Raw genomic sequence first — 14,555 nt, 5'->3', positions numbered from 1 at the left:
GCCACCAGGTCAAGCCACGCTTTCCCGGCTTGACGCGGTGTCTCGGCAACCGAACACTGAAAGATCGGGTTCGGGAGGGCCAGATCCGGGCGTAGCGAAGCGAAGCCCGGCGCCCTCACCACCCGCGTAGCGAAAACCTAAGAAAGCACCTCGGCGATCCGCCGCAGGGTCCCCGCGTCCCCACGCAGCAGCAACGTCGTCACCACGGTCTCCTCCCAGGCGGCCAGCTCCGCCCGGATCTTCTCCGGCGGCCCGATCAGCGAGGTGTCCTCGACCAGCGACGTGGGGATCGCCGCGGTGGCTTCGGCCTTGCGCCCGGCGAGGTAGAGCTCCTGCACCTTCTCCGCGACGTCGGCGTAGCCGAGCCGGGCGAACACGTCCTTGTGGAAGTTGACCTGCTTGGCCCCCATGCCGCCGATGTAGAGGGCCAGCGACGGCTTGATGAACCCGGCCGCGGTCTCCACGTCGTCGTGCACGATGACCGGCACCGAGGCGGCCACCTCGAAGTCGGCCTGCGTGTGCCGGGCGCCCGGGCGCGCGAAGCCCTCGGCGAGCGCTTCCCGGTAGAACGCGTCGCTCTTCGGGGAGAAGAACAGCGGCAGCCAGCCGTCGCAGATCTCGGCCGCCAGCGCGACGTTCTTCGGCCCCTCCGCCGCCAGGTAGATGGGGATTTCCGGGCGCAGCGGGTGCACTGTGGACTTCAGCGGCTTGCCCAGCCCCGTACCGTCCTTCAGCGGCAGCTGGTACTGCTCGCCGTCGAAGGTCACCGGTTCCCGCCGGGCCACCACCCGCCGCACGATTTCCACGTACTCCCGCGTCCGGGCCAGCGGCCGCGGGTAGGGCTGCCCGTACCAGCCCTCCACCACCTGCGGCCCGGACGCGCCGAGGCCGAGGATGAACCGGCCGCCGGAGAGGTGGTCCAGGGTCATCGCGGCCATGGCGGTGGCGGTCGGGGTGCGGGCCGACATCTGGACGATGTTGGTGCCGAGCTTGACCCGCGAGGTCGCCGCGCCCCACCAGGCCAGCGGGGTCAGCGCGTCCGAGCCGTACCCCTCGGCCGTCCACACCGAGTCGAACCCCAGCTCCTCCGCGGCGCGGATCGCGTCGAGCGCGCCCTCCGGCGGACCGGAGGACCAGTAACCGATGTGATAGCCGAGCTTCACGACACCTCCCGTGGAACGTAATGGGTGGGACTGTCCCGTTCGGACAGCGGCGGCAGGTTGCGGGCCGGCGTCTCCACCAGCGGGGCGTCCGCCGGGACCTCGCCGCGCGCCCGCCGCCACGCCGCCCTGGCGCGCGGGTGGTAGCGGCGGTCGTGCGGCACGAACCGGAACGCGAGCCCGATCGCGCGGCCGGCCAGCCGGTGCAGCACCTCGTTCCGGCGCGACCAGGAGTAACCCATGCGCTCGCGCACCGCCGGGTGGTACAGACCGACGGTCCACCACACGAACGACTTCGCGATCACCACGCGCAACAACCGCCAGACCGGGTCCGGCATCCACGACACGAACGGCGGCTTCGCGATGCCGGCGATGTCCAGCACGTCCCTGGTGGCCTTGTTGTCCTCCAGGACCTCGGTGCACATGTGGTCCCAGTAGGCCTGGAACTCCTCCCACGAGCCCGGCACCGGCCGCATGGTCAGCCCGTAGAGCCGGTACCACTGGACGTGCTCGTCGAACAGCCGCCGCTTGTCCGCCTCGCTCAGCCCGCCCATCATCCGCTCCGCGGCGACGACGGTGAGCATGAAGAACGTCGAGTGCGCCCAGTAGAACGTGCCCGGGTTCAGCGCGTGGTAGCGGCGGCCGCGGGCGTCCACGCCGTGGATCGTCTCGTGGTAGCCGCGCACCGCGCGAGCGGTCTCGGCCGCGCGCGGGCCGTCGTAGACCACGCCGCCGATCGGGTAGAGCGAGCGGAACAACCGCTCCCACCGCTCGGCGAAGAACCGCGAGTGCTCCTCCACCCCCGCGCCGAGTTCCGGGTGCATGTTCTGCATGGATCCTGCCCACAGTGCCATGAGCAGGGTCCGCCAGTCGCCGAAGTACTTCCACGTCAGGGAATCGGGGCCCAGGGGCTGCGGTGCCATGATCCGAACGCTACAATTGACAACACCCGTAGTCAATTGTGAGGGCGGATGGCGGAGAAGACCTGGGCGGGCACCACCCTGAGCGACCGCCGGGCGGCCCGGCGCGCCCAGCTGCTCGACGCCGGGCTCGACCTGCTCGGCACCGAGGGCAGCGCGGCGGTGACGGTGCGGGCGGTGTGCCGGCACGCGAAGCTCACCGAACGGTACTTCTACGAGAGCTTCACCGACCGCGAGGAACTGGTGGTCGCGGTCTACGAGCAGGTCGCCGCCGAGGCCCACCGCGCCATCGCCGGCGCGGTGCCGGACAGCCGCCGCGCCCCGGCCCAGCGGGCCGAGGCCGCGGTCACCGCGTTCGTCGAGCTGATGCTGGACGATCCACGCAAGGGCCGGGTCCTGCTGCTGGCGCCGATCACCGACCCGGCCCTGTCCGCACGCGGAATGGCGCTGCTGCCGGCCTTCGCCGGGCTGATCCGCGAGCAGCTGCCCGCGCGCATGGACGCGCTGGAGAAGCAGCTGACCGCGATCGGCCTCGTCGGCGCGCTGACCCACCTGTTCACCGCCTACCTGTCCGGCACCCCCGAGATGCCCCGGGAACGCCTGGTCGAGCACTGCGTGCGCCTGCTCGTGCGGTCGTCCTAAGCGGACTCGCGCTCCGCCACCAGTTGCAGCGCGATGTCGATGATCATGTCCTCCTGACCGCCGACGTAGCGCTTCTCCCCCACGCGGTAGAGGATTTCGTGCGCGGGCACCTGGTAGCGCTCCGCGGCGCGCTCGGCGTGCAGCAGGAAGCTGGAGTACACCCCGGCGAAGCCCTGCACGATCGACGACCGGTCCATCACCGGCAGCCGCGTGATGAACGGCTTCACCACGTTCTCCGCGGCGTCCATCAGCACGTCCTTGTCCACACCGGTCTCGACGCCGAGCCGCTCGAACACCGCGGCCAGCACCTCGGTCGGCGAGTTGCCCGCGCCCGCGCCGAGCGCCACGAGCGAACCGTCGATCTGCTTCGCGCCGGCCCGGTGGGCGAGCACCGAGTTCGCGACGCCGAAGCTGAGGTTCTGGTGGCCGTGGTAGCCCACCTGCGCCGCGTCGCCGAACTCCGCGACCAGCGCGGCCACCCGGTCGGCGGCCTCCTCCAGGATCAGCGCCCCGGCGGAGTCCACGACGTACACGCACTGGCAGCCGGCGTCGACCATGATCCGGCCCTGCTTCGCCAGCGCTTCCGGCGTGGCCATGTGCGACAGCATCAGGAACCCGACGGTCTCCAGCCCGAGCCTGCGCGCCTCGGTGAAGTGCTGGATGGACACGTCCGCTTCGGTGCAGTGCGTGGCGATCCGCACCGCGCCCGCGCCGAGGTCGGCGGCGGCCTCCAGGTCGGCGACCGTGCCGAGGCCGGGCAGCAGCAGCACCGCGATCTTGGCCTGCTTGGCCTCCTCGACGGCCGCGGCGATCAGCTTCCGCTCGTCCACCAGCGAGAAGCCGTAGTTGAAGGTCGAGCCGCCGAGCCCGTCGCCGTGGGTCACCTCGATCAGCGAGATCCCCGCCGCGTCGAGCGCCCGCACGGTGTCCCGCACGTTCTCCTCGGTGAACTGGTGCGCCATGGCGTGGCTGCCGTCGCGCAGGCTCGTGTCGACGAGCCGCACCTCCCGCTCGGTCATGCCGGCACCTCCTGAGTCCGGTTCGCGGCCAACAGCTCGCCGACACGGGCGGCCGCGGCGGTCATGATGTCCAGGTTCCCGGCGTAGGGCGGCAGGTAGTCGCCGTTGCCGGCGACCTCCAGGAACACCGCCACCCTGGCGCGGCCCTGCCAGCCCGGGCGCGGGTCGTCGAACTGCGGCGCCGCCTTGAGCGTGTAGCCGGGCACGTACTCCTGCACGTCGGCGACCATCCGCTCGACGGAGGCGGTGATCGCGTCGCGGTCGGCGTCCGGCGAGATCGCGCAGAACACCGTGTCGCGCATGATGAGCGGCGGTTCGACCGGGTTGATGATGATGATCGCCTTGCCCTTCGCGGCGCCGCCGACGATCTCCAGCCCGCGCGCGGTGGTCTGGGTGAACTCGTCGATGTTGGCGCGCGTGCCCGGACCCGCCGACCGCGACGACACCGACGCGACGATCTCGGCGTAGGGCACCTCGGTCACGCGGGCGACGGCGTGCACGATCGGGATCGTGGCCTGGCCGCCGCAGGTGATCATGTTGAAGTTCGCGGCGCCCAGCTGGTCCGGCAGGTCCACCGCGGGGCAGGTGAACGGCCCGACGGCGGCCGGGGTCAGGTCGACGGCCTGGATGCCGGCCTCGGCGTAGCGCGGCGCGTTGGCCAGGTGGGCCTTGGCGGACGTGGCCTCGAAGACGATGTCCGGCAGCTCGTCGCGGGACAGCAGCCAGTCCACTCCTTCGGCCGAGGTCTCCACGCCCAGCGCGGCCGCGCGCTTCAGGCCGTCCGATGCCGGGTCCACCCCGACCATGTACGCGACCTCGATGTGCTCGCTGCGCCGCAGCTTGACGAGCAGATCGGTGCCGATGTTGCCGGGTCCGACGATCGCGGCCCGTGCCTTCCGGGTGCTCATGCGCCCTCCTTCCGGGGTCGGCTCCACGGTGCGCCCCGGAGTGCGGCACACTCAACGCATGTGTGCCGCTGAGCGGGACGACGGGATGACCGCCGCCCGGATCGCCGCGCTGCTCGGCGCGTTCCGGCCGGGCGATCAGGCGCTGGGCGCGTCCGAACTCGCGCGCCGCACCGGCCTGCCGAAGTCGTCGGTGCACCGGCTGACCGGGCACCTGGTCACGCACGGACTGCTGGAACGGGACGGCACCGCGGTGCGGCTCGGGCTGCGGCTGTTCGAGATCGGGCAGCTCGCCGGCCGCGAACGCGGGCTCGTCGACGCCGCCCGCCCCTACCTGGCCGATCTGCGCGAAGCCACCCGCAACACGGTGCACCTCGCGGTGCTGGAAGGCACCGAGGTGGTGTACCTCGACATCGTGCGCGGCCCGGACGCGCCCGCCCTGCCCTCGCGCATCGGCGGCCGGTTTCCCGCGCACGCCACCGCGGTGGGCAAGGCGATCCTGGCGCACTCCCCCGCGTCCGTGCTGGACACCGTGCTGGCGGCCGGCCTGACGAGGGTCGGCCCGCGCACGATCACCGCGCCCGGGCTGCTGCGGCGGCAGCTGACCCGGATCCGCGACGAGGGGGTCGCCTACGAGCGGGAGGAATCCGGGGTGGGCGTAACCTGTGCAGCCAGTCCAGTGCTCGGCGCGACCGGCCGGGCACGGGCCGCGATTTCGATCTCGGGCTGGAGCAACCGGGTCCGGGTCGAGCGCGTCTCTCCAGCGGTGCGCACGGCGGCTCTCGCTTTGTCGCGAGCCTTGCCGTAGGGTCTCGCGCACCAGCGGGGATGATCGACACGTACGGTCTCGTGGCGCTCGCCGGGCCACGGGGATGTTAGGGAGGATTGGCGTGACCACCGCGACCACCCAGGTAGACGACCTTCGGCTCGTGGCTGCACCGACCGCCGTCAGCTGCGCCGAGATGTTCGTCCGTTTCGCCCTCCTGGAGTGGAAACTGCGGCCACTGGCCGACGACGCGGCGACCGTCGTCCGGCACCTGGTGCGGTCCTCGGTGGAAGGGGCGGACCGGCGATCGCCCCGCTTCCTGACCGTCCGGTTGCGCCTGCACCGCGACGTCGTGGTCGTCGAACTCGACGACGACCGCCCCGGCGAACCCCCCGAGCTGCCCGGCTGGACCATCAACACCGTCGCCCTGCCCGGCGGGCACCGCACGGCCTGGTGCGAGCTGCCGTTGCCGGCCGGGCTGACCGGGGCCCTCCCGACGCGCTCCCCGCACCGCATGCCCAGCCCGGCGACCGAGTACCCGGCCGAGGAGCCGTTGCCGGAGCCGGAGTTCCTGGACTCGCAGATCCTGCAGCGCGTGCTGCACGGGCTCAACGGCTCCGCGCGATAGCGCTTTCCGCTGCCCGGCGCCCGGCTCAGGCCAGGCCGCGCACCGCCTGAGCCGGCGGGCGCTCCCCCGCGATCGTCGCCACCATCTCCAGCACGCGGCGCGTCTGCTGGACCTCGTGCACCCGGAACACCTGCGCGCCGTCCCTGGCCGCGAGCGCGGTGGCGGCCAGGGTGCCGTCCAGCCGTTCCGAGACGCCGGCGCCGAGGGTCTCCCCCACGAAGTCCTTGTTGGACAGTGCCATGAGGACGGGCCAGCCGGTCGCGGTCAGCTCGCTCGCGTGCCGCAGCAGGGCGAGGCTGTGCCAGGTGTTCTTGCCGAAGTCGTGCGTCGGGTCGATCAGGACGCCGCCGCGGGGCACGCCGAGCGCGACGACCTCCTCGGCCCGGCGGGTGATCTCCTCGATCACCTGGCCGACGACGTCCTCGTAGCGGACGCGGAACGGGCGCGTGCGCGGCACCGCTCCCCCGGTGTGCGAGCACACGTACCCGGCGCCGAACTCGGCCGCGACCTCCGCCAGCCGTGGGTCGGCGCCCGCCCAGGTGTCGTTGAGCAGGTCCGCTCCGGCCTCGCAGGCCAGCCGTCCGACCTCGTGCCGCCAGGTGTCCACGCTGATCACCAGGTCCGGGTGCCGCCGCCGGATCTCCGCGACGAACGGCACCACCCGGCGGGTCTCTTCGTCGACCCCGACGTCGCTGCCGGGGCCCGCCTTGACCCCGCCGATGTCCACGATCTCCGCGCCCTCCGCGACGGCCCGGTCGACGGCCGCCAGCGCGTCCGGGTCCGCGAAGGACGCGCCCCGGTCGTAGAACGAGTCGGGCGTGCGGTTCACGATCGCCATCACGAGCGCGCGGTCGGCGACGACGCGCCGCCCGCGGAAGACCAAGTCGACTGCCACGACTTCATCATGCCTGCCGTGGCGGGGGCGCGATAACGCGCGTTATGCCCTAAGTTGCTTCCAGGAGAGCGAAGGGGGTGCGCGGCGGATGGCCACCCGACACGGCCACGGCGACAGCCACAGCAGGGAACGCTTCCTGCAGGCCGCGCTGACGGTTCTCCTCAAGCAGGGCGTGGCCGGGCTGACGGTGCGCAGCGTCGCCGAGGCGGCCGGCACGTCGACGATCGGGGTCTACACGCGCTTCGGCGGCCGCAACGGCGTCCTGGACGCCTTGTACGAGCGCACTTTCGAGATGCTGCACGAGGAGTTCCGGGCGGTGCCGCCGGTTTCCGGCGATCCGGCCGCGGGGATCCTCGCGCTGGCCCGCGCCTACCGCCGGTTCGCGCTGGACAGCCCGGCGCGGTACGCGTTCATGTTCGAGCAGTCGGTGCCCGGGTTCGACCCGGACCCGGACCTGCGGGCGTTCGCGCAGCGGAGCAGCTTCGACCTGCTGGTGGACCGCGTGGCGCCGGTGACGCCGCCCGGCCGCGACCCGAACGTCACCGGATACCTGATCTGGACCACGATGCACGGGCTGGTGAGCGTCGAGCTGACGCACCGCGCACGCAACCCGCCGCCGAAGTGGTTCATCGAGACCACCGACGACGCCTACGACGAGGTGTTCGGATCCGGCATCCGCGCGATGATCAACGGGCTGGACCTCGAACTCGCCTGAGGCGGCAGCCGAGCCGCCGACGGAACCCGTTGTCCAGCGCCACACCGGCAACGAGCGCCGGGTCGGCCCCGGGAACGACCGTGGCCCCCGGTCCAAGCAGGACCGGGGGCCACGGATCAGTCACTCAGCCGCGAGGGCTCACGCACCGCCGGAGAGCTTCTCGCGCAGAGCCGCGAGCTGCTCGTCGCTGGCGAGGGTGCCGCCGCTGCGCTGCTCCGAGCCGCCGCCGGTCGAGCTGTAGTTCTGCTCGCCGCCGCCGACCGGACCACCGGTGGCCTCCTCGGCCGCCGCCTGGGCGCTGGCCTCGGCCGCCTTGGCGATCTGCCGCATGTGGGCCTCGTAGCGGGCGTGCGCCTCGGCGTACTGGCGCTCCCACTCCTCACGCTGCTTGTCGTAGCCTTCCTGCCACTCCTGCGTGTCGGGGTCGAAGCCCTCGGGGTAGATGTAGTTGCCCTGGTCGTCGTACTCGGCGGCCATGCCGTACTGCGTCGGGTCGAACTCGGTGTCGGTGGTGAAGCCCTCGTTCGCCTGCTTCAGCGACAGCGAGATCCGGCGGCGCTCCAGGTCGATGTCGATGACCTTGACCATGACCTCGGTGCCGACCTGCACGACCTGCTCCGGGATCTCCACGTGGCGCTCGGCCAGCTCGGAGATGTGCACCAGGCCCTCGATGCCCTCCTCGACGCGGACGAACGCGCCGAACGGGACGAGCTTGGTGACCTTGCCCGGCACGATCTGGCCGATCGCGTGGGTGCGGGCGAACTGGCGCCACGGGTCTTCCTGGGTCGCCTTCAGCGACAGGGACACGCGCTCGCGGTCCATGTCGACGTCCAGCACCTCGACGGTGACCTCCTGGCCGACCTCGACGACCTCGGACGGGTGGTCGATGTGCTTCCAGGACAGCTCCGAGACGTGCACCAGACCGTCGACGCCGCCGAGGTCGACGAACGCGCCGAAGTTGACGATCGAGGACACGACGCCCTTGCGGACCTGGCCCTTGGCGAGCGCGTTGAGGAACTCGCTGCGGACCTCGGACTGGGTCTGCTCGAGGTAGGCCCGGCGGGACAGGACCACGTTGTTGCGGTTCTTGTCCAGCTCGATGATCTTCGCCTCTAGCTCGCGGCCGACGTAGGGCTGCAGGTCGCGCACGCGGCGCATCTCCACCAGGGAGGCGGGCAGGAAGCCCCGCAGGCCGATGTCGAGGATCAGGCCGCCCTTGACGACCTCGATGACGGTGCCCTTGACGGGCTCGTCCTTCTCCTTGAGCTCCTCGATCGTGCCCCAGGCGCGCTCGTACTGGGCGCGCTTCTTGGACAGGATCAGCCGGCCTTCCTTGTCCTCCTTCTGGAGAACGAGGGCCTCGACCTCGTCACCGACGCTGACGACCTCGCCGGGATCGACATCGTGCTTGATGGACAGCTCACGCGAGGGGATGACGCCCTCGGTCTTGTAACCGATGTCGAGCAGCACCTCGTCGCGGTCGACCTTGACGATGGTGCCCTCAACGATATCGCCGTCGTTGAAGTACTTGATCGTCTTGTCGATCGCGGCGAGGAAGTCTTCCTCCGACCCGATGTCGTTGACGGCGACCTGGGCGGCGCCGGACGTCGGGGCGGTGGTGGTGTCGGTGGTCATTAGGTGGGTTGCTCCGGTTGGTTTACGGCTCGAGTAGGTTTGCAGTTTGCGCGCGCGGTGAGCGTGCGACGGCAACCATGAGCAAACGTTCACAACGGAACGGCCGCGGAGCATCACCGCCGACGGTGCGCGACCCGGAACCCGGCTCAGCTCTGCCGAGTGGAAGGTAGCGCGAACCCACTGCGCTAGAGATATCGTACGCGGCCGCCCACGCGCGGCACAAACAGGGTCGCCCGCACGGACGCGGCGGGGCTGACCGGTGAGAATACCGGTGTGACGACGGCGGCAGACGACAACGGCGGCGACCTCGACCCGGACCGGCACGCCCGCGCCGAACACCGGCTCGGCACGGTCGGCGTGGCGCACCGGGAGGTGACCGCGGACGAGGCGACGGCGGCCAACCTGGCCTGGTGGGACGCCGACGCCGACGACTACCAGGCCACCCACGGCGGCTTCCTCGGCGACGCGGACTTCGTGTGGTGCCCGGAGGGCGTGCGCGAGGCCGACGCCCGGCTGCTCGGCGACGTGCGGGGCCGCCGCGTGGCCGAGATCGGGTGCGGCCAGGCGGCGTGCTCGCGCTGGCTGGCCACGGCGGGCGCGCACCCGGTCGGGCTCGACCTGTCGGCCGGGATGCTCCGGCACGCCCGCGCGGGCGCGGCGCGCACCGGGATCGAGGTCCCGCTGGTCCAGGCGACGGCCGAGCGGCTGCCGCTGGCGGACGGGAGCGTCGACGTGGCCTGCTCGGCGTTCGGCGCGCTGCCCTTCGTGGCCTCGATCGAGACCGTGTTCGCCGAGGTGCGCCGGGTGCTGCGGCCGGGCGGGCCGTGGGTGTTCGCGGTGACCCACCCGATCCGCTGGATCTTCCCGGACGACCCGGGGCCGGCCGGGCTGACCGCGAGCCAGCCGTACTTCGACCGCACCCCCTACGTGGAGGTCGACGGGGACGGGAAGGCGACCTACGTGGAGTACCACCGCACGGTGGGCGACTACGTGCGGGCGCTGGCGGCCACCGGGTTCGCGCTGGAGGACCTGATCGAGCCGGAGTGGCCGGCCGGGCACACCCGGGTGTGGGGCCAGTGGAGCCCGCTGCGGGGCAAGCTCTTCCCGGGCACGGCGATCTTCCGGGCGCGCGCGTGCCCGTGAGCGCGGCGCTGCTGTCCGCGCAGCGGGCCCGGTTCAGCGCGCTGGACCCGCTGCTGCCGCCCGCCGCGCCACCGCCGGAGGGCGAGGTGCTGACCGCGGCCACCGCGGACGGCACCCGCGTCACCGGGGTGGTCCAGGTCCAGCGGCACCAGCCTGGCGCGTTCGACCTGCTGTGGTCGGCCGCGCAGGTGTGGCAGCTGTTCCCGTGCGTCGGGGACACCGGGACCGTGGGCATGGACGCGCTGCTGCGCGCCTGGCGGCGCCGGATGGACCGGGAGTCGCCCGGCGCGGACTCGTCGTGCACGGTGACCTGGCCGAGCCGGGACGCCGAGGCGGTGCGCGCGTTCCTCGACCACGGCCTGGTGCCGCTGTCCGTGCTCGCCGTCCGCACCGGCCCGCCGGAGGAGCACCCGCCCCCGCCGGGCGTGACGATCCGCCGCGCGCGGCCGGAGGACCTCGAGGAGGTCGTGGCGCTGTCGATGGCCACGTTCCACTACTCCAGCCTGGTCGCCGGGCCGTGGCGGCCGGGCACCGCGGAGCTGATCACGCCGCGGCTGGAGCGCAACCTCGCCGCGGACGCGCCGGTCTGGCTCGCCGAACGGGACGGCGTCGCCGTCGCGCTGGCCGACTGCGGGTGGGTCGAGTCGGCGCCCGGGTCGTGGGCCGCCGAGTTGCTGCCCGCCGGGCAGTGGGGTTACGTCAACAACGTGGCGACCAGCGAGCACGTGCGCGGCGAAGGCATCGGCCGGGCGCTGCTGAGCCGGGTGCACCGCGAGTTCGCCGACCTCGGCGCCCGCGCGACCTACCTCTACTACAACCCGGCCAACCCGCTGTCCTCGGTGTTCTGGCCGCGTCAAGGGTACCGGCCGCTGTGGTCGTACTGGGAGGTCCGGCCCGCGTCCGCGCTGCGCTGACCCCCGAGTTGCGGGCTCCGGAGGACGGGCGTAACTTTTGAACTGACCAGTCAGTTCAAAAGAGGGGGATCCTGTGCGGGTGCACGCCGACCGGGTCACCGTCGAAGGTCCGCACGGCACGGTGCTGCCGCCGACCTCGCTCGCCGTCGGCGAGGGCGAACTCGTCTTCGCGCACGGCGAGCCGGGCGCCGGGGTGACCGCGTTCGGTCTCGCCCTGACCGGGCGGATGCGGCCGACGACCGGGCTCGTGACGCTCGACGGCAAGGCGGACGCCGCGAAGCTGCGCCGCGTCAGCGCCGTGGTGGACGCGCCAGAGATCACCGCGCCGGAGGACTCGCTGCCGGTGCGGATGGTCGTCGCCGAGGAGCTGTCGATCGGGAAGCTGCCCGCGGGCAAGGACGCCGTCGCGCGGTGGCTGTCCGAGCACGACCTCGCCGGGCGCGCGGACGTCCGGTTCGAGCACCTGTCCCCCGCCGAGCGCACCCGGCTGCTCACCGCGCTGGCCGCGGCGCGGCCCGGGGTGCGGCTGCTCGTGCTCGACACCCCCGACCGGCACACCAGCGACGTCTCCAGCTGGGCCGGCCTCGCCCGCGAACACGCCGAGCGCGGCTTCGCCGTCGTCGTGCTGACCGCCACCGCCCCGACCGGGGCGCTGCCCGCTCCCCCGGCGCTGCTCGGCCGCACCGGGCAGCCCGAACCCGAACTCGTGCAAGGAGATCCGCAGTGACCGGCCTCCGGCTCGCCGCCGGGGAACTGCGCCGCCTGACCTCCGGCAAGCTGCCCAAGCTCGCCGTGGCCGCGCTGGTGCTCGTCCCCCTGCTGTACGCGTCGTTCTACCTCTACGCCAACTTCGACCCCTACGGCCGCCTCGGCAAGCTGCCCGCGGCGATCGTCAACGAGGACGCGGGATCCGCCGACCGCAACGTCGGCGACGAGGTCACGTCCTCGGTGGTCGGCTCGGGCACGTTCCAGTGGCACGAGGTCTCCGCGGCCGAGGCCGACGCCGGGGTGCGCGACGACCGCTACGCGTTCACGATCACGATCCCGCGCGACTTCTCCGCCGCGCTGCTCTCCAGCGGCAACTTCACCCCGCAGCGCGCCACGATCCAGCTGACCACGAACGACGCGAACAACTACCTCTCGCACACCATCGCCAACCAGGTCGCCGAGCAGATCCGCGACACGATCGCGGAGAAGGTGGGCAGCGAGGCCGCGAACCGGTTCCTGATGGGCTTTTCGACCATCTACCAGCAGACCCAGCAGGCCGCGACCGGCGCCACCCAGCTCGCCGACGGCGCGAACCGGCTGCTCACCGGCCAGCAGCAGCTCGCCGACGGGGCACAGCAGCTGGCCACCGGCAGCGCCCAGCTGTCGTCCGGGCTGTCCACGCTCCGGTCGAGCACCGCGACCCTGCCGCAGAGCACCCGGCAGCTGGCCGACGGCGCCCAGCAGGTCGCCGACGGCAACAGCCAGGTCGCCGCGGCCGGGTCCACCGTCGCGAGCGGGTCCGCCCAGCTGGTGCGCAACCTCGACGACGTGAACAACCAGCTCACCGACCGGCTGCGCGCGGCCGGGCTGTCCGAGGCCGACATCGAGCGGGTGCAGGGCGTGCTCGGCGACCTGCGGGCCCCGGTCGACCAGGCCAACTCGAGGATCCAGCAGACGTCGGCCCAGCTGAACCAGCTCGCCGACGGGGCGCGGCAGGTCGCGGCCGGGGCCGCCACGCTGGCGAACTCGGCGCCCGCGCTGTCCGGCGGCATCGCGCAGGCCGCCGACGGCGCGAACACGCTCTCGGCCGGCGCGAACCAGCTCAACGACGGCGAGAAGACCGCGTTGTCCGGGACGCGGGAGCTGGCGACCGGCGCCGGCCAGCTGCGGGACGGCCTGAACAACGGGCTCCAGCAGATCCCCAACCCCAGCGACCCGACGCGGACCGCGACCGCGGACACGATCGCCGACCCGGTCGCGGTCAACTCCGTCGGCGTCGCCTCCGCGGGCACCTACGGCGCCGGGCTGGCCCCGTTCTTCCTCGCCCTGGCCACCTGGATCGGCGCATTCGTGTTGTTCCTGCTGATCCGGCCGCTGTCGTCGCGGGCTATCGCGGCGGGCACCGCGCCGCTGCGGGTCGCGCTCGGCGGGTGGCTGCCGTCGGCGCTGCTGGGCATCGCGCAGGTCGTCGTGTTGTTCGCCGCCGTCACCTGGTTCGTCGGCATCCACATCGCGCACCCGGTGGGCGCGCTGGCGTTCGCGATCCTGGCGTCGCTGACGTTCACCGCGATCGTGCACGCGCTCAACGCGTTCTTCGGCGCCGTCGGCAAGTTCCTCGGGCTGGTGCTGCTGGTGTTGCAGCTGGTCAGCGCGGGCGGCACGTTCCCGTGGCAGACCCTGCCGGACGCGCTGTACCCGCTGCACGTCGTGCTGCCGATGGGGTACGTGGTCGACGGGCTGCGGCACCTGCTCTACACCGGCGCGTCGCTGCGGAACCTGCTGGACATCGGGGTGCTGGTCGCCTACCTCGTGGGCGCGCTCGCGGTGTCGGCGCTGGCCGCGCGCAGGCAACGGGTGTGGACGGTGTCGAAGCTGCAGCCGGAGCTGTCGCTGTGAGCCCGCGCGGCGAAAGCACCAAGCAGAAGCTGTTCGAGGCGACGCTGCGGCTGGCCACCGAGAAGGGGCTGCCCGGGCTGACGGTGGACGAGATCGCGGCAGCGGCCGGGGTCGCGAAGGGCACCGTGTACTACAACTTCGGCAGCAAGGACGGGCTGATCGACGCGCTGCTGCGCTACGGCGTCGGACAGCTCGCCGAGCGGCTGCGGGCGCACGCGGCCGAGCCCGACCCGGTGGCCGCGCTGGAGTCCCTGGTGGACACCGGGCTGGAGTTCATCGCGGGGCACCGCGGGTTCTCGCAGATCCTGGTCAGCGAGCTGTGGCGGACGCCGGGCCAGTGGCAGGAGACGCTGTCGCTGCTGCGCGAGGACATCGTCTCCATCGTGAAGGAACAGCTGCAGCGGGTCGCCGACGCCGGGCGCCTGCCGCCGGGGATCGAGGTGCCGACCGCGGCGGCCGGGCTGTTCGGCACGCTGCTGGTCGTCGCCCTGGACTGGCAGGTGTTCCAGCCGCAGCGCTCGCGAGCCGAGGTGCGCGAGGGCATCATGCTCCTCGTCCGGGGCGTGGCCCGCCAGGATTAGTTCCCGCCGGTTGTCGATTCCGGGGCCG

The 14,555-nt window shown here is 72.5% G+C and carries 15 protein-coding genes; 9 read left to right on the top strand and 6 right to left on the bottom strand.

Annotated features, from left to right (window positions below; all coding sequences use genetic code 11):
• Positions 1-137: 137 nt before the first annotated feature.
• Entirely contained in the window at positions 138-1,163 is a 1,026-nt protein-coding gene (locus ABZ215_RS10950) for an LLM class F420-dependent oxidoreductase (RefSeq protein WP_354949385.1), read from the bottom strand.
• A complete protein-coding gene (locus ABZ215_RS10945) occupies positions 1,160-2,083 on the bottom strand; it encodes an oxygenase MpaB family protein (protein ID WP_354949384.1) in 924 nt (307 codons plus the stop codon). Before ABZ215_RS10945 ends, ABZ215_RS10950 begins: the two co-directional genes overlap by 4 nt.
• A 48-nt stretch (positions 2,084-2,131) precedes the next feature.
• Between ABZ215_RS10945 and ABZ215_RS10940 the strand changes: the two genes are divergently transcribed.
• Positions 2,132-2,722 carry a TetR family transcriptional regulator gene (locus ABZ215_RS10940; RefSeq protein ID WP_020418496.1) on the top strand — a complete coding sequence of 197 codons (591 nt, stop codon included), beginning with the start codon at positions 2,132-2,134 and terminating at the stop codon, positions 2,720-2,722.
• On the opposite strand, the gene dmpG is transcribed toward ABZ215_RS10940, so the two are convergent.
• Both dmpG and ABZ215_RS10930 read right to left on the bottom strand, forming a co-directional pair.
• A complete protein-coding gene (gene dmpG / locus ABZ215_RS10935) occupies positions 2,719-3,741 on the bottom strand; it encodes a 4-hydroxy-2-oxovalerate aldolase (protein ID WP_020418497.1) in 1,023 nt (340 codons plus the stop codon). The genes ABZ215_RS10940 and dmpG overlap by 4 nt on opposite strands.
• On the bottom strand, positions 3,738-4,649 hold the full coding sequence (locus tag ABZ215_RS10930) for an acetaldehyde dehydrogenase (acetylating) (protein ID WP_354949383.1): 912 nt from the start codon (positions 4,647-4,649) through the stop codon (positions 3,738-3,740). Before ABZ215_RS10930 ends, dmpG begins: the two co-directional genes overlap by 4 nt.
• Before the next feature lie 58 nt (positions 4,650-4,707).
• Here ABZ215_RS10930 and ABZ215_RS10925 point away from each other — a divergent pair, with 58 nt between their 5' ends.
• Positions 4,708-5,454 carry an IclR family transcriptional regulator gene (locus ABZ215_RS10925; protein ID WP_027935942.1) on the top strand — a complete coding sequence of 249 codons (747 nt, stop codon included), beginning with the start codon at positions 4,708-4,710 and terminating at the stop codon, positions 5,452-5,454.
• Between the two features lie 121 nt (positions 5,455-5,575).
• A complete protein-coding gene (locus ABZ215_RS10920) occupies positions 5,576-6,040 on the top strand; it encodes a hypothetical protein (protein ID WP_354949382.1) in 465 nt (154 codons plus the stop codon).
• A gap of 25 nt (positions 6,041-6,065) precedes the next feature.
• On the opposite strand, the gene folP is transcribed toward ABZ215_RS10920, so the two are convergent.
• On the bottom strand, positions 6,066-6,878 hold the full coding sequence (gene folP, locus ABZ215_RS10915; protein WP_354949388.1) for a dihydropteroate synthase: 813 nt from the start codon (positions 6,876-6,878) through the stop codon (positions 6,066-6,068).
• A gap of 145 nt (positions 6,879-7,023) precedes the next feature.
• Between folP and ABZ215_RS10910 the strand changes: the two genes are divergently transcribed.
• On the top strand, positions 7,024-7,650 hold the full coding sequence (locus ABZ215_RS10910; protein ID WP_020418502.1) for a TetR/AcrR family transcriptional regulator: 627 nt from the start codon (positions 7,024-7,026) through the stop codon (positions 7,648-7,650).
• Between the two features lie 138 nt (positions 7,651-7,788).
• On the opposite strand, the gene rpsA is transcribed toward ABZ215_RS10910, so the two are convergent.
• Positions 7,789-9,285 carry a 30S ribosomal protein S1 gene (gene rpsA / locus ABZ215_RS10905; RefSeq protein ID WP_017988058.1) on the bottom strand — a complete coding sequence of 499 codons (1,497 nt, stop codon included), beginning with the start codon at positions 9,283-9,285 and terminating at the stop codon, positions 7,789-7,791.
• A 273-nt stretch (positions 9,286-9,558) separates the two neighbouring features.
• On the opposite strand from rpsA, the gene ABZ215_RS10900 reads away from it, so the two are divergent.
• The 5 genes from ABZ215_RS10900 (at position 9,559) to ABZ215_RS10880 (ending at position 14,527) form a co-directional block, all read left to right on the top strand.
• Complete coding sequence (locus tag ABZ215_RS10900) at positions 9,559-10,428, top strand: class I SAM-dependent methyltransferase (RefSeq protein WP_020418503.1); 870 nt, start codon at positions 9,559-9,561, stop codon at positions 10,426-10,428.
• A complete protein-coding gene (locus tag ABZ215_RS10895; protein WP_354949381.1) occupies positions 10,419-11,342 on the top strand; it encodes a GNAT family N-acetyltransferase in 924 nt (307 codons plus the stop codon). Before ABZ215_RS10900 ends, ABZ215_RS10895 begins: the two co-directional genes overlap by 10 nt.
• 73 nt (positions 11,343-11,415) lie before the next feature.
• Positions 11,416-12,069, top strand: coding sequence for an ATP-binding cassette domain-containing protein (locus tag ABZ215_RS10890; protein WP_354949380.1), 654 nt, complete (start codon positions 11,416-11,418; stop codon positions 12,067-12,069).
• Positions 12,066-13,946 (top strand): YhgE/Pip domain-containing protein, encoded by a 1,881-nt coding sequence (locus tag ABZ215_RS10885; RefSeq protein WP_020418506.1) that lies wholly within the window; start codon positions 12,066-12,068, stop codon positions 13,944-13,946. The genes ABZ215_RS10890 and ABZ215_RS10885 overlap by 4 nt, the downstream gene beginning before the upstream one ends.
• Positions 13,943-14,527 (top strand): TetR/AcrR family transcriptional regulator, encoded by a 585-nt coding sequence (locus tag ABZ215_RS10880; protein ID WP_354949379.1) that lies wholly within the window; start codon positions 13,943-13,945, stop codon positions 14,525-14,527. Before ABZ215_RS10885 ends, ABZ215_RS10880 begins: the two co-directional genes overlap by 4 nt.
• Positions 14,528-14,555: the final 28 nt, after the last annotated feature.

Source organism: Amycolatopsis sp. NPDC006131, from assembly GCF_040614175.1.
In the GTDB taxonomy this organism is placed as follows: Bacteria; Actinomycetota; Actinomycetes; order Mycobacteriales; family Pseudonocardiaceae; genus Amycolatopsis_E; species Amycolatopsis_E tucumanensis.
Note: the sequence above shows the minus strand (reverse complement) of the source record. Positions and strands in the feature narration are given on the sequence as shown.

Bases quoted from the DNA above. Each gene is read 5' to 3' on its own strand.
- ABZ215_RS10930 (WP_354949383.1), bottom strand. From the start codon at position 4,649: ATGAGCACCCGGAAGGCACGGGCCGCGATCGTCGGACCCGGCAACATC.
- ABZ215_RS10945 (WP_354949384.1), bottom strand. From the start codon at position 2,083: ATGGCACCGCAGCCCCTGGGCCCCGATTCCCTGACGTGGAAGTACTTC.
- ABZ215_RS10925 (WP_027935942.1), top strand. From the start codon at position 4,708: ATGTGTGCCGCTGAGCGGGACGACGGGATGACCGCCGCCCGGATCGCC.
- rpsA (WP_017988058.1), bottom strand. From the start codon at position 9,285: ATGACCACCGACACCACCACCGCCCCGACGTCCGGCGCCGCCCAGGTC.
- ABZ215_RS10940 (WP_020418496.1), top strand. From the start codon at position 2,132: ATGGCGGAGAAGACCTGGGCGGGCACCACCCTGAGCGACCGCCGGGCG.
- ABZ215_RS10910 (WP_020418502.1), top strand. From the start codon at position 7,024: ATGGCCACCCGACACGGCCACGGCGACAGCCACAGCAGGGAACGCTTC.
- folP (WP_354949388.1), bottom strand. From the start codon at position 6,878: ATGGCGATCGTGAACCGCACGCCCGACTCGTTCTACGACCGGGGCGCG.
- dmpG (WP_020418497.1), bottom strand. From the start codon at position 3,741: ATGACCGAGCGGGAGGTGCGGCTCGTCGACACGAGCCTGCGCGACGGC.